Origin of the sequence: Streptomyces sp. DI166, assembly GCF_900091315.1 — a bacterium.
In the GTDB taxonomy this organism is placed as follows: Bacteria; Actinomycetota; Actinomycetes; order Streptomycetales; family Streptomycetaceae; genus Streptomyces; species Streptomyces fuscus.
Map to the genome: position 1 here is coordinate 1 of NZ_FLSP01000130.1, position 18,364 is coordinate 18,364.

The following is an 18,364-nucleotide window of genomic DNA, read 5'->3' on the forward strand; positions in this document are numbered from 1 at the left end:
GGCCCGCGATGCGTGCCGGGTCGGACCACGCGGCGCCCGGCTCGGCCGCGCCGGACGGCTGGGCCGCTGCCGCCGCGGCGCGGGCTCGGACCACCGCCAGGGCGGCGGCCAGCTCCTCCGGGGTCGGGTTGCCCCGCAACACCTTGATCGTCACAGCGGCTCCTTACAGGGGGATGTTGCCGTGCTTCTTCGGGGGCAGGGATTCCCGCTTGGTACGCAGCTGACGCAGCCCGCGCACGATGTGCCGGCGGGTCTCCGACGGCATGATCACCGAGTCGATGTAGCCGCGCTCGGCCGCGATGTAGGGGTTGAGGAGGGTGTCCTCGTACTCCTGGATCAGCCGGGCCCGCGTCGCCTCGACGTCGTCCGCCTCGGCGATCGTGCGGCGGTGCAGGATGTTCACCGCGCCCTGGGCGCCCATCACGGCGATCTGGGCGGTCGGCCAGGCCAGGTTGAGGTCGGCGCCGAGGTGCTTGGAGCCCATGACGTCGTAGGCGCCGCCGAAGGCCTTGCGGGTGATGACCGTGATCAGCGGGACGGTGGCTTCCGCGTAGGCGTAGATCAGCTTGGCGCCGCGGCGGATGATCCCGGTGTGCTCCTGGCCGACGCCCGGCAGGAAGCCCGGCACGTCGACGAAGGTCAGCACCGGCACGTTGAAGGCGTCGCAGGTCCGCACGAACCGCGCCGCCTTCTCCGAGGCGTCGATGTCCAGGCAGCCCGCGAACTGCATCGGCTGGTTGGCCACCACGCCCACCGGACGGCCCTCGACCCGCCCGAACCCGGTGAGGATGTTCGGCGCGAACAGCGGCTGCGTCTCGAAGAACTCCGCGTCGTCCAGGATGTGTTCGATCACGGTGTGCATGTCGTACGGCTGGTTCGCGCTGTCCGGCACGATCGTGTCCAGCTCGCGGTCCTCGTCGCTGACGTCGAGGTCCGCCTCCTCCGGGAACGCGGGCGGCTCGGAGAGGTTGTTGGACGGCAGGTACGACAGCAGCTGCTTGACGTACTCGATGGCGTCCTTCTCGTCGCCCGCCATGTGGTGCGCCACGCCCGAGACGGAGTTGTGGGTGCGGGCACCGCCCAGCTCCTCGAAGCCGACGTCCTCACCGGTGACCGTCTTGATGACGTCCGGGCCGGTGATGAACATGTGCGAGGTCTGGTCGACCATCACCGTGAAGTCGGTGATGGCCGGCGAGTACACCGCGCCGCCCGCGCACGGGCCGACGACCAGGGAGATCTGCGGGATCACACCGCTGGCGTGGGTGTTGCGGCGGAAGATCTCGCCGTACGCGCCGAGCGAGGCCACGCCCTCCTGGATGCGGGCGCCGCCGGAGTCGTTGATGCCGATGACCGGGCAGCCGGTCTTCAGCGCGAAGTCCATCACCTTGACGATCTTCTGGCCGTACACCTCGCCCAGCGCGCCGCCGAAGACGGTGAAGTCCTGGGAGAACACCGCGACCGGGCGGCCGTCGACGGTGCCGTAGCCGGTCACCACGCCGTCGCCGTAGGGGCGGTTGTTCTCCAGGCCGAAGTTGGTGGAGCGGTGCCGGGCGAACTCGTCGAGTTCGACGAAGGACCCCTCGTCGAGCAGCAGCTCGATCCGCTCACGGGCCGTCAACTTGCCCTTGGCGTGCTGCTTCTCGACGGCGCGTGCGGAGCCGGCGTGCGTGGCTTCCTCGATGCGGCGCTGGAGATCCGCGAGCTTGCCCGCAGTGGTGTGGATGTCGATCTGCTCTTCCGGCTCGGACATCGGGATCGCGGCTCCCTGCCTGCTCAAAAGGGGGGACGGTTACTCATCCGTAGAGTAGTGGTGGCCCTATCAATCGGCAGTGCGGCGTTTGCCACACCTAGGGTGGCTTGCATGACGCCGCGAGATGCATCAGACAACAGCCGCTGGTCCGACCTGGACCGCCCCCCGCTCAACGTCACGGCGCTGCGCCGGGGGCTGATCCGGGACGAGGGCCTGTACCGCGAGCTGGAGGTGGTGCAGCGCACCGGCTCCACCAACGCCGACCTGGTCGCACGGGCCGGGCAGGGCGCCGCGGAGGGCACGGTGCTGGTCGCCGAGGAGCAGACGGCGGGCCGGGGCCGCCTGGACCGGCAGTGGACGGCGCCCGCGCGCTCCGGGCTGTTCTTCTCCGTACTGCTCAAGCCCGCCGACGTGCCGGTCGCCCACTGGGGCTGGCTGCCGCTGCTCACCGGGGTGGCGGTCGCGGCGGGGCTGTCGCGGTCGGCGGGCGTGGACACGGCACTCAAGTGGCCCAACGACATCCTGGTGACCGTCGGCGGGCAGGAGCGCAAGGCGGGCGGCATCCTGGTGGAACGGGCCGGGGACGACGCGGTCGTCATCGGCGTCGGCATCAACGTCACCCTCAAGGAGGAGGAGCTGCCGGTCCCGCAGGCGGGCTCGCTGGCCCTCGCCGGATCGATCAGCACCGACCGGGACCCCCTGCTGCGGGCGTCACTGCGCTCGCTGGAGGACTGGTACGGGCGGTGGCGCGCGGCCAAGGGCGACGCGGGCGCCGCCGGACTGCACGAGGCGTACGCGGCGGGCTGCGCCACGCTCGGCCGTACGGTACGCGCCGAGCTGCCCGGCGACCGGTCGCTGGTCGGCGAGGCGGTGGCCGTGGACGGCGACGGGCGCCTGGTCATCGCGACCGGCGAGGGCGTGCAGGAGCCCGTGGGGGCGGGTGACATCGTGCACCTGCGCCCGGCGTGAGCGCACGCCGTACCGCACCTACAGCAACGACCGCTTTCAGGAAAGCCTTCGCCCCGCTTAACGGAGTGAGCTGGCGCACACCTGCCGTAGAGTTGGGGCCGGTCGATACCTGACCGCGGCAGATCGGAAGGGCAGCAGGCGTGACCGTCGACGACACGGGCTCCGGCATGGACCCCCACGCCGCCGACCCCGGCGAGGACCCACTCGCCCTCCGCCTCGAACAGCTCATCCTCGGCGCGGAGCGGCGCTACACCCCTTTCCAGGCGGCCCGTAGCGCCGGTGTCTCCATGGAGCTGGCGTCCCGGTTCTGGCGGGCCATGGGGTTCGCCGACATCGGACAGGCGAAGGCACTGACCGAGGCGGACGTGCTGGCGCTCAGACGGCTCGCCGGTCTGGTCGAGGCGGGGCTGCTCAGCGAGGCCATGGCGGTACAGGTGGCCCGGTCCACCGGCCAGACCACCGCCCGGCTGGCCGAGTGGCAGATCGACTCCTTCCTGGAGGGCCTGACCGAGCCCCCGGAACCCGGCATGACCCGTACCGAGGTCACCTATCCGCTGGTCGAGCTGCTCCTGCCCGAGCTGGAGGAGTTCCTCGTCTACGTCTGGCGGCGCCAGCTCGCCGCCGCGACCGGCCGGGTGGTGCAGGCCGCCGACGACGAGGAGATGGTGGACCGGCGGCTCGCGGTCGGCTTCGCCGACCTGGTCGGATTCACCCGGCTGACCCGGCGGATGGAGGAGGAGGAACTCGGCGAGCTGGTCGAGGCCTTCGAGACCACCGCCGCCGACCTGGTGGCCGCGCGGGGCGGACGGCTGATCAAGACGCTCGGCGACGAGGTGCTGTACTCCGCCGACGACGCGGGCGTGGCCGCCGAGATCGCGCTGCGGCTCATCGAGACGATGGCCAACGACGAGACCATGCCGGAGCTGCGCGTCGGCATCGCCTTCGGCACGGTGACCACCCGCATGGGCGATGTCTTCGGCACGACCGTGAACCTGGCCTCCCGGCTCACCTCGATAGCTCCCAAGGACGCCGTGCTGGTGGACAGCGCCTTCGCGGAGGAGCTGATCCGTACCGGTGAGGCACCGGCCTCCGAGGCGGAGGCCGCCGAGGAGGCCGCCGCCGCGGAGAAGGAGGGCGAGGAGCCGCCGACGTACCGCTTCGCGCTCCAGCCGATGTGGCAGCGGCCCGTGCGCGGGCTGGGCGTGGTCGAGCCCTGGCTGCTCACCCGGCGGGACGGGGAACCGTCGTAGCGCCGGCCCTCATCGCTTCGAGGTGAGCAGACCGGGGCCCAGGGGGTCCACGCACAGGCCGACGATCGGCAGGCAGACGCCCGGGTCGCCGGACGGGGCGGGCGTGGGCTGCTGGGCCGGTGGCGGGGCGGACTGGCTGGGCGCGGGCGCCTGCGGCGGGGCTGCGGCGGGCGGCTGCTGCGGGGCCTGGCTCTGTGTGGGGCCGCCGCCCGGCTGCTGGGGTGCGGCGGGCCGGTCCGGTGCCTCGGGGATGGTGGTCACCGGGTCCTCGTCCGAGGGTTCCCGCACGGCGGGGCTGTTCCTCGGCGCCGGTACGCCGCTGGGGGACGCCGTCGGGGTCGCCGTCAGGCCGCCCATGGCGGAGGTGGCGGACGGGCCGGGCTCGGGGTTCGTGGTGACGGTCGCGGCGGCGTTGGTGGCGCGTTCGGTGCCGACCTCGGCGCCCGGGTCACCGGACGGCCAGGGCGCGGCCTCCGGAGTCCCGGACCCGCCGAGTCCGGCGCCGGGATGCAGCCGTACGAGGCTCAGGGCGCCCGCGACCAGGGCGAGGCCGCCCGCCGCGAGGAGGACCTTGCGGGGGCGGGGGCGGCGGTGCCGGCCGCGCGGGCCGAAGAGCCAAGTCGGGGGCGCCGTCGACTCCGGGGTCGTCGATTCCGGGGTCGTCGATTCCGGGGTCGTCGATTCCGGGGTCGGCGTGGCCTGTCTGGCCGCCGCCCCGTCCGTTTCCGTCATCGTCCTCACGTGCCCTCCCCGATCGCGCCTCTGGTGCGCCGTGGCCCGCCGCACGTTATGCGGTGCGGCGGGGCGGTGTGGGGGGTTCCGGGGGATATCACCCGAACGGGGTGCCCTTCCCCCACGGGGGTCGGGCTGCGATGATCGGGGGGATTTCTGTTAACCCGCGTTAACCGGAGGGTGTCATGAGCGAGGAGCGGTACGGGGAGTTCGTGCTGGTGCGGCGGCACGGGGACGGTGGGCATGTCGCGGAGCTCGCCCTGGACCGGCCCAAGGCCATGAACGCCGTGTCGTCGGAGATGGCCCGGTCCATCGGAGCGGCGTGCGCGGCGCTGGGCGCCGACAACGGGGTCCGGGTGGTCGTGCTGACCTCCACGCATGAGCGGGCGTTCTGTGTGGGGGCGGACCTGAAGGAGCGGAACTCCTTCAGCGACGCGGATCTCCTGCGGCAGCGGCCCGTCGCGCGGGGGGCGTACACGGGGGTGCTGGAGCTTCCGGTGCCGACGATCGCCTCCGTGCACGGGTACGCACTCGGGGGCGGGTTCGAGCTGGCGCTCTCCTGCGATGTGATCGTGGCCGACGAGACGGCGGTGGTGGGGCTGCCGGAGGTGTCGGTCGGGGTGATTCCCGGTGGCGGCGGTACGCAGTTGCTGCCGCGGCGGGTGGGGGCGGCCCGGGCGGCCGAGCTGATCTTCTCCGCGCGGCGGGTGGAGGCGGCGGAGGCGCGGTCGCTGGGGCTGGTGGACGACCTGGTGGCGGCGGGGACGGACCGGGAGGCGGCGCTGTCGCTCGCGGCGCGGATCGCCGGGAACTCGCCGGTGGGGTTGCGGGCGGCGAAGCGGGCGTTGCGGCTTGGGCATGGGCTGGATCTGCGGGCGGGGCTTGAGGTGGAGGACGCGGCTTGGCGCGCGGTGGCGTTCTCGGGGGACCGGGCGGAGGGGGTCGCGGCGTTCAACGAGAAGCGGAAGCCGGAGTGGCCGGGGGTGTGACGGTGCGGTGAGCCGGGGGCGTGGGGTTGCCTGCCCTGCGCCTTGGGTGCCGTGGGGGTGGGGCTCGCTTACCCGCGCTTGCGGGGTGCCTCCCCCAGAGGGGGGACCCCCAGCCCACCCGTGCCGCCCTGCGGCACGACTGCCCGCAGATCTGAAGCCACGACGGAATCGGTTCTGACACCTGTTCGCTTCATTTGTGTCCCTGTTTGTCGGGAAGATCCCTAGCCTGGAGTGATGGGAGAGGATGTTCGGCTGGCGGCGGTGGTGGGGCTGGCGCAGGGGATGGCGGCGGCTCATGGGTCGCGGGAGGTCTGGCGGGCGGCCGCCTCGGGGGCCTGTCGGGCGCTCGGGGGGAGTTTCGCCGCGCTGTCCGTGTGGGAGCGGGACCTGGGGCGGCTGCGCGTCCTGGTGAACGTGGGGGAGCGGGCCTCGGGCGAGGCGGAGTTTCCGGAGGACGAGGCGTACCCGGTCCATCAGTTCCCGGAGATCACCGAGTTCCTGCACGAGCGGTGGGCCTGCGGCGGTGAGCCCAATGCCTGGGTGGAGACCGCCGACGGTCCGGCCGCCGGGCGCCCCGGCTATGTGCACCAGCGTGTCGCCGCCCTGCGCCGCAGGGGCCGCGGCTGCTGTGTCGTCGCCCCGATCGTGCTGCACGGCAGGGCGTGGGGCGAGCTGTATGTCGCCCGCCGCCTCGGCGACCCCCTCTTCGAGCGTTCCGACGCCGACTTCGCCACCGTCCTCGCCGCCGTCGTGGCCGCCGGGATCGCGCAGGCGGAACGGCTGGAGGAGGCCCGGCGGCTGGCGTACACCGACGCGCTCACCGGCCTCGCCAACCGCCGTGCCGTGGACGGGCGGCTGGACCGGGCCATCGAGCGGCACCGCCAGGAGGGGGTCGTCGTCAGTCTCGTCGTCTGCGACCTGAACGGGCTCAAGCGGGTCAACGACACCCAGGGGCACGCCGTCGGGGACCGTCTGCTGGAACGGTTCGGCTCTGTCCTCTCCCTGTGCGGCGCCATGCTCCCCGGCGCCCTCGCGGCCCGGCTCGGCGGCGACGAGTTCTGCCTGCTCGCCGTGGGCCCGCCCGCAGACGACGTGGTACGCGCCGCCGACGAGCTGTGCCGCCGGGCGGCGGAGTTGGAGCTCGGCGACGGAGTCGCCTGCGGGGTCGCGTCCACCGGCGACCCCATCGGCCCCGTACGCTCCGCCCGCCGTCTGTTCCGGCTGGCGGACGCCGCCCAGTACCGGGCGAAGGCGATGCACGCCACCAAGCCGGTTGTCGCGGGGCGGGAAGGCCCCGACGATCCGGTCGTCCAGCTCGCCGACACCCCCGCGACCGAGCAGCCGGCCTCCGAGCGCCGAAGGTTCCGCGGACGCCACTGACCCCGCCCGACCACAGCAGTAAGGGGTCAACCCCGTCCCCACTGGTGACATCTTGGAATTCAGTGCGTACGCTCCTGAATATGGATATGCACACTGTGGTGGTGGGGACGTCCGGGGTGACCGCGTCCGACGTTCTTGCCGTTGCGCGCGACGGTGCCCGTGTCGAGCTGGGCCAGGACGCCGTGTCCGCCCTGGCCGCGGCCCGCGAGATCGTGGACGCCCTGGCGGCCAAGCCCGAGCCCGTCTACGGCGTCTCCACCGGATTCGGCGCCCTGGCGACCCGGCACATCAGCCAGGAACTGCGTGCCCAGCTCCAGCGCAACATCGTCCGCTCGCACGCCGCCGGCATGGGCCCGCGGGTGGAGCGCGAGGTCGTGCGCGCGCTGATGTTCCTGCGGCTGAAGACCGTCTGCTCGGGCCACACCGGCGTACGCCCCCAGGTCGCGCAGACTATGGCCGACGTCCTGAACGCGGGCATCACCCCGGTCGTCCACGAGTACGGTTCCCTCGGCTGCTCCGGCGACCTCGCCCCCCTCTCCCACTGCGCCCTCGCGCTGATGGGCGAGGGCGACGCGGAGGGCCCCGACGGTGTTGTACGGCCCGCCGCCGAGCTGCTCGCCGAGCACGGCATCGCCCCCGTCGAACTGCGCGAGAAGGAGGGCCTCGCCCTCCTCAACGGCACCGACGGCATGCTCGGCATGCTGATCATGGCGCTCGCGGACCTGGACACCCTCTACAAGTCCGCCGACATCACCGCGGCCCTCTCCCTGGAGGCGCTGCTCGGCACGGACAAGGTGCTCGCTCCCGAACTGCACGCCATCCGCCCGCACCCGGGGCAGGCCGCCTCGGCCGCCAACATGCTGGCCGTCCTCAAGGACTCCCAGCTCACCGGGCACCACCAGGACGACGCCCCGCGCGTCCAGGACGCCTACTCGGTGCGCTGCGCCCCGCAGGTCGCCGGTGCCGGACGGGACACCATGGCGCACGCCCGGCTGGTGGCCGAGCGGGAGCTGGCCTCGGCGGTCGACAACCCGGTCGTGCTGCCGGACGGGCGCGTGGAGTCCAACGGCAACTTCCACGGCGCCCCGGTCGCCTATGTACTGGACTTCCTCGCCATCGCCGCCGCCGACCTCGCCTCCATCGCCGAGCGGCGCACCGACCGGCTGCTCGACAAGAACCGCAGCCACGGGCTGCCGCCGTTCCTCGCGGACGACGCGGGCGTCGACTCCGGGCTGATGATCGCCCAGTACACGCAGGCCGCCCTGGTCAGCGAGATGAAGCGGCTCGCCGTACCGGCCTCCGCCGACTCCATCCCGTCCTCCGCCATGCAGGAGGACCACGTCTCCATGGGCTGGTCGGCCGCGCGCAAGCTGCGTACCGCCGTCGACAACCTCACCCGGGTCGTCGCCGTGGAGCTGTACGCGGCCACGCGCGGCGTCGAACTGCGCGAGGGCCTCACCCCCGCCCCCGCCAGCCGGGCCGTCATCGAGGCGGTGCGCAAGGCGGGCGTCCAGGGCCCCGGCCCCGACCGTTTCCTCGCCCCCGACCTCGCCGCCGCCGAGGCGTTCGTCCGGGACGGGCGGCTCGTCGAGGCCGTGGAGAGTGTGACCGGTCCGCTCCAGTAGGCGGACGGACAGACGTCAGGCCCCGCTGCCGGATGGCGGCAGCGGGGCCTGAGGATCGGTCACTTGAGCTTGGCCACCTGGGCCTTGATGATCTCGGCGGGGATTTCCGTCGCCCCGCCGGATCCGTACGCTTCGAGGTTCACCGTGTGGAACGTGGCGACGTTGTTGCCCTTGCGGACCACCTCGGTGGTGAAGGTGAGTACGTCCTCGCCGCCCAGGTCGAGATCCAGGGTGAACCCCACCGACTCGTCGCCCTGGCCGGACGACTCCACCGCGGCGACCTCGGTGACCCGGGTGGTTCGCTCGGACGTGTTCTGGTAGAAGCCGCCGGCGCAGGCCTTGATGCCGTCGTCGACCGCTTTCACAGCCTTCTCGGCGCCGTCGCCGTCGTAGGACGACAGGCCGACGAGCGTGAGCGAGATCTTCTCGTCGAACTCCTTCGGCGAAGCCCCCTCGAACGCCGCGGGGTCCGGCACGATCCCGTTGGACGCGTTCGCGTCGGTGTTCCCCGGGGGCAGGGCGGAGGCGGCCCACGCCAGTGGATCGCACTCGGGCTTGTCGGTCTCCAATTCGGACTGGTCCTTCAGGAGCGTTTCGTCCCCGTCGGTGACCTTGTAGTCCTTGACGTCCCCCGTCGCCAGCAGCAGCGTCTCCAGCTCCGCCGAGCTGAGCGCCTTCGCCGCCCGCGCGGGTGCCCCGTCCTTGTCCGAGCCCTCCGCGGACCCGTCGCCGGAGCACCCCGTGACCAGGGCCAACGCGATCGCGCCCACGGCGAGCACGGCGCTTGTACGCGCCCGCCGTGAGCCCTTGGCCGGTGATGCCCGCACGATGGTTACTTGATCTTGCCGAGCTGGGCCGAGATGACGTCGGCCGGGATCTCGGAGGGCTTGCCGCTGCCGAGTGCGGCGAGGTCGAACGAGTAGAACGTGGCGATGGTGTTGCCCTTGCGGACCACCTCGGTCTTGAAGTCCGCCGTGCCCTCGCCGTCCATGTCGACCGACTGGACATAGGCGACGGACTCGTCACCCTGGCCGGAGCTCGTCGCCGTGGCGATCTTGGTGACCTTGGTGGTCTCGCCCTCGGCCGTCATGCCGTAGCCGCCACCGCAGGCCGAGACGCCGTCGGAGACGAGCTTCATGGCCTTCTCGGCGCCGTCGCCGTCGTAGGAGGACAGGCCCACGAACGTCATGTTGATGTTCAGGGCGTCGGAGATGTCCTCCGGGGCGTCGCCGCCGGAGCCGCCCGGGACCTGCGAGACGGTGTTGGACGCCGCGGCGTCCGTGTCACCGGGCGGCAGTGCGCCGGTGGCCCACACCAGCGCCTCGCACTCGGACTTGTCCGCCTTCACCCCGGCCTTGGACTTGGGGAGCGTGTCGTCCCCGTCCTCGACCTTGTACTTCTTGGCATCCAGGTCGGCGTCGGCCAGCAGCAGCTTCTCCAGCTCGGCCGCGCTCAGCGCCTTCGCCGCGGTGGTGGGGGTGGCGGCCCCCTCCTTGCCCTTGCCCTCGTCCGAGCCCTTGGAGTCGTCGCTGGAACACCCCGTGATGAGGGCGAGCGCGACCGCGCCCACGGCAACCGTGGCGCCGACGCGCGCACCCGATGATCTCTTCATGAGAGCGGACTATGAACGTTTGTTTGAAGAACCGTCAAGTTGATTCAGAAATCGTGACGTTCCCGGCGGACCGAATAGACGACGAAGCCCGCGCCCAGAACCAGGGAGAAGGTCCCGCCCACCACGTAGGGCGTGGTGTCGAAGCTTCCGGTGTCGGCCAGTTCGACGTCGTCGGAGGTGTCCGCGGTGGTGGCCCGCGCCTGCTGGGTGATCTGCGTGGCCGGGCTCGCCGAGGGTGCCTCTCTCGCCGGCTCGTCCCCGGTCGCGTTGGCGGACGGGACGAACCACAGGGCGCACAGCAGGGTCCCCGCGGCGGTGGCGGTCAGCAACGGACGGCGAGCGGATGACACGGAATATCGATCCCCTTGTGGCGCTGGCGAATTGGCCGTGTGGGGCGATGCTAATGAAAGGCGCGGGTCGCGGGAAAGTCGCGGGAGCCTCAAGGACGGCCGGGGCCGTACGCTCCGACCATGAACACTGAAGAGACATCACGATTTGTCCGGGTACGCGTAGAACTCGTTCTGGAAGTGGAGGACGAGGACGCCGTGACCAAGGCGGCGCTGGCCCGGATCGCCGGCGACGAGGCGATGCCCGCCGAGGAGCGGACCCAGGCCGAGGGCGCTGTGACCGAAGACACCGCGGAGGCGCTGGCGTATCTCGTCGACCCGTTCGACCTGGTCAGTGAGGTGCCCGGGGTGGACCTCGCGCAGGCGTCCTGGTCGACCGAGCGGATCGACTACGACCCCGATTCGCCGGAGTGGGACCTCGACGAGGATGATGAGGCCGAGGATGACGACGAGGAGTCGGCCGACTGAGCCCGCTCGGGGAATTCATGGCCCCGGACGGCAACCGCCGTCCGGGGTTTCGTCGTCTCAACGGGCGCACGGACCGACATCCGCACCGGCCGTAACGGCGGACGTGGTGTGCCCCACACATCCAGGGGATGTGGAACGGGACGAACCGGTCGTAGCGTTGAACATTCTTGACGGGGGCTCTCGGGGTTTTGGGGATTCGGCAACGATGGAGAAGCGTGTGATGACGGTCAGTAAGCGGCGCAGGGGCCTGTCGGTCGCGTCCGCTCTGCTCGGAAGTGTGCTGGTGCTCTCGGCCTGCTCCGGTGGCGACGAGGCGTCCGGCAACGACGGCGACGACACCTCGCAGGCCAAGGTCGACGAGGCGGCGGCCAAGAAGACTTCCGAGGCGCAGATCAAGATCACGCCGAAGGACGGGGCCGACAACGCCTCCATCAACTCCACCGGCGTCACCGTCAGCAAGGGCACGCTCACCGAGGTGAAGATGACCACCGCCGACGGCAAGGCCGTCGAGGGTCAGATATCCGCGGACAAGACGAGCTGGAAGCCCTCCGCCCAGCTGGAGCGGGCCACCACCTACAAGATCTCGGTGACCGCCGAGGACGCCAAGGGTCTGGAGGCGCACGAGAACGCCTCCTTCAGCACCCTCTCCCCGGACAACAGCTTCCTCGGCTACTTCACGCCGGAGGACGGCTCCACGGTCGGCGTGGGCATGCCGGTCTCGCTCAACTTCGACAAGGCGATCACCAACAAGGCGGACGTCCAGAAGGGCGTGACCGTCACCTCCAGCAGCGGCCAGGAGGTCGCCTGCCACTGGTTCAACGACCGCCGCATGGACTGCCGGCCCGAGGACTACTGGCAGGAGAACTCCACCGTCACGCTGAAGCTGGCGCTGGACGGCGTCGAGGGCGCGGACGGTGTCTACGGCGTCCAGCAGAAGACGGTCACCTTCAAGATCGGCCGCAACCAGGTCTCGTACGTCGACGCCAACACCAAGCAGATGAAGGTCACCCAGGACGGCAAGGTCGTCAAGACCATCCCGATCTCCGCCGGGTCGCCCGAGAACAAGACGTACGAAGGCGTCATGGTGATGTCGGAGATGTTCAAGGAGACGCGCATGAACGGCGCGACCGTGGGCTTCACCGACGACGACGGCAAGGGCGAGTACGACATCAAGGACGTGCCGCACGCCATCCGCCTGACCAGCTCCGGCACCTTCATCCACGGCAACTACTGGGGCGCCGACTCGGTCTTCGGCAACGTCAACACCAGCCACGGCTGCATCGGTCTGAACGACACCAAGGGCGCCAACGACAAGGGCACCGAGGCGTACTGGTTCTACAGCAACTCGATCGTCGGTGACGTGGTGGTCGTCGAGAACACCGGCGACAAGAAGGTCGCCCCCGACAACGGCCTCAACGGCTGGAACATGAACTGGGCGGACTGGAAGGCAGGCTCGGCGGTCTGAGCCGCCCGCCGGGACTCTCCCAGAACATACAGAAGTGGCCTCCGGGTTCCCCCGGAGGCCACTTCCGCGTTCACGCGCTACCGGCTACTTCCCGTAGTACGCGTTGTAGATCGAGATCGTCGACTTGTTGCCCTTCTTGTCGGTGATCTTCGCGTGGAAGGAGATGCCCTTGCCCTTGGCGGGGCTCTTCACCTTGATCTTGCCGTTGGTGATCTTCTTCTTCGTCCACGTCTGGCCGTGGTCGTAGGAGACCCAGACCGACAGCGCCTTGAGGTTGCTGCCCTTGGCCGCGCCCTCAACGACGACCGGGACGGTCTTGGTGTGGCCGGCGACGACCTTGCTGTCCAGGCCCGTCGTGGCGTTGAAGCGGACCGTGGAGGCGGGGAGCTTGGCCAGGTCGGTCGACGGCTTCTTGGACTTGAAGGTCCAGCTGGCGTCGATCCGCGTGGAGGCCTCGGCCAGCTTCTTGCTGCGCTTCACCGAGGTCGTCAGCTTGTACTCGGCCTCGGCGGCCGGCACCTTGAACTGCTCGAAGCCGAACAGAGGGTCTTCGTTGCTGCCGACCTTGTTGCCGTTGCGGTACAGCTCCGTCTTCACCGAGGTGAACTCGGAGGAACCGGCGTGCCCCTTGCCGTCGGCGAACAGCGGCAGGGAGCCGTAGATCTTGTTGCCCTCGCGGAACAGACCGAAGTCGGCGTTCAGGCGCGGGCCGAAGACGGCCGTGTTGAACGTCTTCGAGTAGGTCTTGCCCGCCTTGAACTTCTGCGCCGCGCCGAGCGTGTAGTACGCGTCGCTGATCGGCCAGCCCTCCGCGTCGATCCCGCCGATCTGCTCGAAGTCCAGCTGCCACTTCACACCGGAGTTGGTGGTCAGGTGCAGCGTGCGGGTGCCGGGCGCCTTCTGCGGGATGCTTATCGAGGTGGCGCCGGAGGTGGCGGGCAGCCAGCCCACGGCGTTGACCACGCCCTTCTTGCCGGGGGCCGAGGCACCCAGGCCCACCTTCACCGTGGCGAAGTCGCTCGCCTTGTACTTCTTGGTGTAGCCGCTGGCGAGCTGCTGGACCTTGCTGCCGGCGACGGTGTTGTACTCCGCCTTGGCACCGGCGCTCCAGTGGCTGTCCCAGGTCTGGGTCAGCGAACCGTCGGTGATCTTCGGACCGAGGCCCTTGCTGCGGAAGTTGGTGTAGCTGTCCAGGAACCAGCCGAACCCGTAACTGGAGTCCCCGACCTCCAGCTCGAAGCCGGGGGCGGCGAACTCGGACTTGGCGGCCGCGTCCGGGACGGTGATGTTCACCGGCTTGGTGGTACGCGCGTCCAGCGTGACCGTCGTGTTCTTGCTGATGCTCAGCTTCGGCTGGGCCAGCCAGTCGAGGCCCTTGCCCGCGTCCTCGGGGTCCACCGCGACGCTGCCGTCGAGGACGTACTGGCCCTTGGGGACGCGCAGGGTGACGGAACCGTCGGCGTCGTAGGGGAAGAAGTACTTGTCCTTGCCCAGGCCGGAGACACCGAGCAGGAAGGCGTCCCAGTTCTCGGACGGGGTGCCGTCACGGTCGATGGCCTTCAGGGTGACGTCGTACGACTCCACCTCCCGCTGTACCGCCGCCGCCGTGCGCACGCTCTGGCCGCCGCCGGTGGCCGTGACGTACGCGGAGTACGCGCCGTCCGTGGTGCCGCCGAGCTTGGTGTTGACCGTGAAGTCGACGCTTGCCTTGCCGCCCGCCGGGACGGTCACCGTGGTGGCGCCCAGCTTGAAGAAGCCCGAGGGAGCCGGCTGGCCCTTGGGGTTGGTGGCGGTGGAGGACAGCTTCAGCGTGACGTCCTCGGTGCCGAGGTTGCGGTACGTCAGCTGCTTGGTGACCGGCTTGTCGTCGGTGTGCGGCCACTGCTGCACGCCGAAGCTCACCGACACCGGGTCGGCGATCACGGTCTGCTTGAGCGCCTTGTCGACCTGGACCCGGCCCGAACCCTGCTCGAACGGCGTGTACTTGCCGTCCTTGGTGGACGCGGTCAGCGCGCCCTTGAGCTCGGCGTAGGTCCACTCCGGGTGCTGCTGCTTCAGGATCGCGGCGGCGCCCGCGACATGCGGCGTCGCCATCGACGTACCCGAGATGGTCAGGTAGCCGGCCGGCTTCTCGCCGACCTCCTGCTCGATCAGGCTGCCCTTGGCGGACGCGGCGGTGATGTCCACACCGGGCGCGGTGACGTCGGGCTTGATGGCGCCGTCGCCGATGCGCGGGCCGGTGGAGGAGAAGTCGGCCAGCTTGTCCTTGTCGTCGACGGCGCCGACGGTGAGCGCGGCGTCCGCGCTGCCCGGCGAACCGACCGACTCCGGGCCGGAGTTGCCCGCCGCGATGGCGAACAGGATGCCCTTCTCCTCGGACAGCTTGTTGACCGCCGCCTCCAGCGGGTCCACCTCGGGGGTGTCGCCGCCGCCGAGGCTGAGGTTGACGACCTGGGCTCCCTGCTCGGCCGCCCACTCCATGCCGGCCAGGATGCCGGAGTCGTCGCCGAAGCCGCTGTCGTCGAGCACCTTGCCGCTGATGACCTCGGCGCCGGGCGCCACGCCCTTGAACTTGCCGCCGGACTTCTCTCCGGTGCCCGCCGCGATCGAGGCGACGTGCGTGCCGTGGCCGACCTTGTCCTCGGCAGTGGCAGCCGGGGTGAAGTTCTTCGACGCGGTCACCTGGCCCTTGAGGTCCGGGTGGGTGGCGTCGACACCGGTGTCCAGGACGGCGATCTTGACGCCCTTGCCGTCGTACCCCGCCGACCAGGCCTTCGGGGCGCCGATCTGGGCCACGGACTTGTCGAGCGTGGCCTTGCGGGTGCCGTCGAGCCAGATGTGGGCGATCCCGGCGGCGGTGCTGTCCCCGTTGGTGACGGCGTCCCACAGGCCGGCCGTCTCGTCGTGCGGCGTCTGCACCGCGTCCGCGTTCAGGGACTTCAGACTGCGGCGCAGCTCGCCCGCCCCGCGGACCTCGGCCTTGGTGCCGGCGGCGGCGCCCTTGTAGCCGACGATCACCTTCAGGCCCTTGGCCTGCGACTTGCGGGTCGCGGACTTGTTCAGCTCGGTGATGTCGAAGAGACGCCGGTCCAGCTTCCCGGTGGCTATCAGCCGGGCCGCGTCGGCGGGGACGACCAGCGTGTGCCCGTCGATCCGGCGGACCTGCACGGGTATGTGCCGACGGTCCTCGGCCCGCTCCAGACCGACGACCCGGCCCTTGGCGTCCACGGCCACCCGGTCACCCGTGATCAGAGTGATGCGGTGGTGGGTGGTGAGTTGGGCGCCGGACTCGGCGCGCGGTACGGGCTTCGCCGACGCCGGAGTGGTCATTCCCGCGGCGAGGGCGACTGCGGCTGCCGTGGCGACGGTGGCCGCGCATGCTCTTTTCACTTGTCTGCGCAAGTTTCCCCCTTGCTGAAGGTCCGGGTGAATTCCCGTTTCACCCGGCCGGGGGTGGTCCAGCACAGACATACGTGCACCCCCCGGACCAAGAAGTATGCCGGGGGGTGATCAGTGACCTCAATAGACCTGCGACGGCCAGAATCGGACTGTTGCGTAACGGACTTACCGGCCTGTGTTCTCCGTCACGGAGAGCTTTCCCTTGCGGATGGTTGCCAGTCGGGGGGCCTTCTTCGCGATGGACGAATCGTGCGTGACCATGATGAAAGTGAGCCCCAGCTCCTTCCACATGCGTTCGAGCACCTCCATGATTTCGTCGCGCATCGACTCGTCGAGATTTCCGGTGGGTTCGTCCGCGAGCAGCACCTTCGGCTGCTTGACCAGGGCACGGGCGATGGCCACACGCTGCTGCTGACCGCCGGACATCTCCGAGGGCAGATGCCCCAGACGCTCTCCGAGACCCACCGACTTCAGCGCCTCGGCCGCGCGTTCACGGCGTTCCTTCGCTTTCGCCCCGAGCGGTACGAGCGCGGTTTCGACGTTCTCCTGTGCGGTCAGGGTGGGGATCAGATTGAAACTCTGGAACACGAAACCGATGTTCGCGCTGCGCACGCGGGTGAGTTTGGCCTCCGACAATTTGGCGAGATCTGTGCCATCCAGAACGACTTCTCCGGAACTCGGCCGGTCCAGTCCGCCGAGCATCTGCAGAAGGGTGGACTTCCCGCCACCCGTGGGGCCCTGGATGACGAGCCGGTCGCCGTCGGGGATGGTGAGATCGACGCCGTCCAGGGCGTGGACGGTTTCCTTGCCGCGCGTGTAGCGCTTGGTGACATTTCTGAGTTCGTACATGGGATCGCTCCTGAAGTGGTGGGGCCGGTTGCTGCGTGGGGGTCGCTACTCGACTCGCCTCAGCGCGTCCGCCGGGCGCAGCCGGGAGGCCCGCCAGCCGCCGAAGGCACCGGCGATCAGACCGCCCGCCACCGCGAGGCCCACCGCGAGCGCGATGGTCGTCGCGCTCACCGGGGCGGTGAGGGCCACCTCAAGGACGTTGCCCGACGACGGACCGCCCGCCGCCCGGACCATGCCGCCGCCCGGACCGCCCCCACCGGGGCCGCCGCCCGCACTGCCGCCCCCGCCGCCGAGTTGGGCCTCCAGCGTCGGACTGATCGCCGTCACCGCGTACGCGCCCGCCAGGCCCACCGCGATCCCGAGGGCGCCGCCCACCAGCCCGTTGACGACCGCCTCACCGACGACCTGCCGGGTCACCCGGCCCGAGCGCCAGCCCAGCGCCTTGAGCGTGCCGAACTCCCGCACCCGGCGCGACACGGCCGAGGACGTCAGCAGCCCGGCCACCAGGAACGCCGCCGCCAGCACCACCACCGACAGCCACTTGCCGACACTCGACGCCAGGTCGGAAGCCGTCGACAGCGAGCCCGACACCGTGTCCGCGAGATCCGCCGAAGTCGTCACCGTCGTACCGGAGATGTTCTTCTGGATCTCCGCCTTGACCTCGTCGATGCGCTGCGAGTCGGTCGCCTTGACGTAGATCGTGGTGACCTTGTTCTTCGCGTCGGCCAGCGTCTGCGCCCGCTTCAGCGGCATGTACAGATCCGCCGCCGCGTCCCCGCTGTCCGGCGTCGCGATGCCGATCACCTCGAACTCGGTGCCCTTCACGGTCACCTCGGAGCCGACCTTCAGCTCCTTCTCCTTGGCGTAGGAGGCATCGGCGACCACCACCTTCGCGTCCGTCTCCGACGACTTGAAGGTACGACCGCTGGTGATCTTCGAGGAGGTCAGCGGGCCCAGCGCCGACTTGGTGACGTCGGTGCCGTAGACGGAGTAGTTGTTGACGTCGAACTCGGCGCCGCCGCCCTCCACACGGCCCTCGGGCGACTGGCCCCCGCCGCCGGGGAAGCCCTGCCCGCCGTCGCCGCCCTCCTGCTGCTGGAACTCGCCGCGCCGGAACTGCCCGCTGACCTTGATGACCTCAAGGCTCAGCCCGCCCACCGCGTCCTCGACCCCGCTCTGCGCGCCGACCTTGTCCACGGTGTTGCTCGACAGCGTCTGGAACCCGCGGACCATCACCTGGTCGCTGCTCTGCTCCTCGTCGGAGTCACTGTCCTGGGCGTCGAACTCGAAGCTCGGCCGCTGCGCACGGCTGCCCTCGGCGGGGGCGGCCTTGGTGACCGTCATGTCGGTGCCGAGGCCGTACAGCGACTCCAGGACCTTGTCCTGGGCCCTGCTCATGCCCGAGGAGACGGAGTTGACCACGATGACCAGGGCGATGCCCAGGGCGAGGCCGGAGGCGACGACGAGCGCCGCCTTTCTGCGGCGGCGCAGCTCGCGCCTGAGGTAGGTGAAGAACATGCGCCGCAAGC

The 18,364-nt window shown here is 70.5% G+C and carries 16 protein-coding genes; 7 read left to right on the plus strand and 9 right to left on the minus strand.

Going from position 1 to position 18,364, the window contains the following annotated elements; translation table 11 throughout:
- Positions 1-154, minus strand: a 154-nt coding sequence (locus tag GA0115233_RS36390) for an acyl-CoA carboxylase epsilon subunit (protein WP_107406489.1), incomplete at its 3' end; no start/stop codon positions are given.
- A 9-nt stretch (positions 155-163) separates the two neighbouring features.
- Positions 164-1,750, minus strand: a complete 1,587-nt coding sequence (locus GA0115233_RS36395; RefSeq protein ID WP_093724613.1) for an acyl-CoA carboxylase subunit beta — start codon at positions 1,748-1,750, stop codon at positions 164-166.
- Between the two features lie 111 nt (positions 1,751-1,861).
- Here GA0115233_RS36395 and GA0115233_RS36400 point away from each other — a divergent pair, with 111 nt between their 5' ends.
- Positions 1,862-2,719, plus strand: coding sequence for a biotin--[acetyl-CoA-carboxylase] ligase (locus GA0115233_RS36400; RefSeq protein ID WP_093724614.1), 858 nt, complete (start codon positions 1,862-1,864; stop codon positions 2,717-2,719).
- 140 nt (positions 2,720-2,859) lie between these two features.
- Positions 2,860-3,969, plus strand: a complete 1,110-nt coding sequence (locus tag GA0115233_RS36405) for an adenylate/guanylate cyclase domain-containing protein (protein WP_093724615.1) — start codon at positions 2,860-2,862, stop codon at positions 3,967-3,969.
- Between the two features lie 9 nt (positions 3,970-3,978).
- Here GA0115233_RS36405 and GA0115233_RS36410 read toward each other — a convergent pair whose 3' ends face one another.
- Positions 3,979-4,701, minus strand: a complete 723-nt coding sequence (locus tag GA0115233_RS36410; RefSeq protein WP_255310470.1) for a hypothetical protein — start codon at positions 4,699-4,701, stop codon at positions 3,979-3,981.
- A gap of 185 nt (positions 4,702-4,886) precedes the next feature.
- Between GA0115233_RS36410 and GA0115233_RS36415 the strand changes: the two genes are divergently transcribed.
- The 3 genes from GA0115233_RS36415 (at position 4,887) to hutH (ending at position 8,695) form a co-directional block, all read left to right on the plus strand.
- Entirely contained in the window at positions 4,887-5,690 is an 804-nt protein-coding gene (locus tag GA0115233_RS36415) for an enoyl-CoA hydratase/isomerase family protein (protein ID WP_093724616.1), read from the plus strand.
- 234 nt (positions 5,691-5,924) lie between these two features.
- A complete protein-coding gene (locus tag GA0115233_RS36420; protein WP_093724617.1) occupies positions 5,925-7,070 on the plus strand; it encodes a GGDEF domain-containing protein in 1,146 nt (381 codons plus the stop codon).
- 86 nt (positions 7,071-7,156) lie between these two features.
- The gene (gene hutH / locus GA0115233_RS36425) at positions 7,157-8,695 is read left to right on the plus strand and encodes a histidine ammonia-lyase (protein WP_093724618.1); all 1,539 of its coding nucleotides are present in this window, start codon (positions 7,157-7,159) and stop codon (positions 8,693-8,695) included.
- Between the two features lie 59 nt (positions 8,696-8,754).
- Here the strand turns inward: hutH and GA0115233_RS36430 are convergent, their stop codons facing one another.
- The 3 genes from GA0115233_RS36430 to GA0115233_RS36440 are packed head-to-tail and all read right to left on the minus strand — an operon-like array spanning position 8,755 to position 10,657.
- Positions 8,755-9,522, minus strand: a complete 768-nt coding sequence (locus tag GA0115233_RS36430; protein WP_093724619.1) for a hypothetical protein — start codon at positions 9,520-9,522, stop codon at positions 8,755-8,757.
- 5 nt (positions 9,523-9,527) lie between these two features.
- Entirely contained in the window at positions 9,528-10,307 is a 780-nt protein-coding gene (locus tag GA0115233_RS36435; protein WP_093724620.1) for a hypothetical protein, read from the minus strand.
- A gap of 44 nt (positions 10,308-10,351) precedes the next feature.
- Positions 10,352-10,657: an LPXTG cell wall anchor domain-containing protein gene (locus GA0115233_RS36440; protein WP_093724621.1), complete on the minus strand. Its 306-nt coding sequence runs from the start codon at positions 10,655-10,657 to the stop codon at positions 10,352-10,354.
- Positions 10,658-10,777: 120 nt separating this feature from the next.
- On the opposite strand from GA0115233_RS36440, the gene GA0115233_RS36445 reads away from it, so the two are divergent.
- On the plus strand, positions 10,778-11,122 hold the full coding sequence (locus GA0115233_RS36445; protein WP_093724622.1) for a hypothetical protein: 345 nt from the start codon (positions 10,778-10,780) through the stop codon (positions 11,120-11,122).
- A gap of 220 nt (positions 11,123-11,342) precedes the next feature.
- Complete coding sequence (locus tag GA0115233_RS36450; RefSeq protein WP_255310469.1) at positions 11,343-12,587, plus strand: L,D-transpeptidase; 1,245 nt, start codon at positions 11,343-11,345, stop codon at positions 12,585-12,587.
- A gap of 84 nt (positions 12,588-12,671) precedes the next feature.
- Here GA0115233_RS36450 and GA0115233_RS36455 read toward each other — a convergent pair whose 3' ends face one another.
- From GA0115233_RS36455 to GA0115233_RS36465, 3 genes are all read right to left on the minus strand, one after another.
- Positions 12,672-15,977, minus strand: coding sequence for a S8 family peptidase (locus GA0115233_RS36455; protein ID WP_255310471.1), 3,306 nt, complete (start codon positions 15,975-15,977; stop codon positions 12,672-12,674).
- Between the two features lie 174 nt (positions 15,978-16,151).
- On the minus strand, positions 16,152-16,835 hold the full coding sequence (locus GA0115233_RS36460) for an ABC transporter ATP-binding protein (RefSeq protein WP_093724625.1): 684 nt from the start codon (positions 16,833-16,835) through the stop codon (positions 16,152-16,154).
- Between the two features lie 45 nt (positions 16,836-16,880).
- Positions 16,881-18,353: an ABC transporter permease gene (locus tag GA0115233_RS36465; RefSeq protein WP_093724626.1), complete on the minus strand. Its 1,473-nt coding sequence runs from the start codon at positions 18,351-18,353 to the stop codon at positions 16,881-16,883.
- Between the last annotated feature and the right edge of the window lie 11 nt (positions 18,354-18,364).

Coding starts and splice junctions, on each gene's coding strand:
- GA0115233_RS36395 (WP_093724613.1), bottom strand. CDS start 1,750: ATGTCCGAGCCGGAAGAGCAGATCGACATCCACACCACTGCGGGCAAG.
- GA0115233_RS36400 (WP_093724614.1), top strand. CDS start 1,862: ATGACGCCGCGAGATGCATCAGACAACAGCCGCTGGTCCGACCTGGAC.
- GA0115233_RS36410 (WP_255310470.1), bottom strand. CDS start 4,701: ATGACGGAAACGGACGGGGCGGCGGCCAGACAGGCCACGCCGACCCCG.
- GA0115233_RS36415 (WP_093724616.1), top strand. CDS start 4,887: ATGAGCGAGGAGCGGTACGGGGAGTTCGTGCTGGTGCGGCGGCACGGG.
- GA0115233_RS36420 (WP_093724617.1), top strand. CDS start 5,925: ATGGGAGAGGATGTTCGGCTGGCGGCGGTGGTGGGGCTGGCGCAGGGG.
- hutH (WP_093724618.1), top strand. CDS start 7,157: ATGCACACTGTGGTGGTGGGGACGTCCGGGGTGACCGCGTCCGACGTT.
- GA0115233_RS36435 (WP_093724620.1), bottom strand. CDS start 10,307: ATGAAGAGATCATCGGGTGCGCGCGTCGGCGCCACGGTTGCCGTGGGC.
- GA0115233_RS36445 (WP_093724622.1), top strand. CDS start 10,778: ATGAACACTGAAGAGACATCACGATTTGTCCGGGTACGCGTAGAACTC.
- GA0115233_RS36450 (WP_255310469.1), top strand. CDS start 11,343: ATGACGGTCAGTAAGCGGCGCAGGGGCCTGTCGGTCGCGTCCGCTCTG.
- GA0115233_RS36460 (WP_093724625.1), bottom strand. CDS start 16,835: ATGTACGAACTCAGAAATGTCACCAAGCGCTACACGCGCGGCAAGGAA.
- GA0115233_RS36465 (WP_093724626.1), bottom strand. CDS start 18,353: ATGTTCTTCACCTACCTCAGGCGCGAGCTGCGCCGCCGCAGAAAGGCG.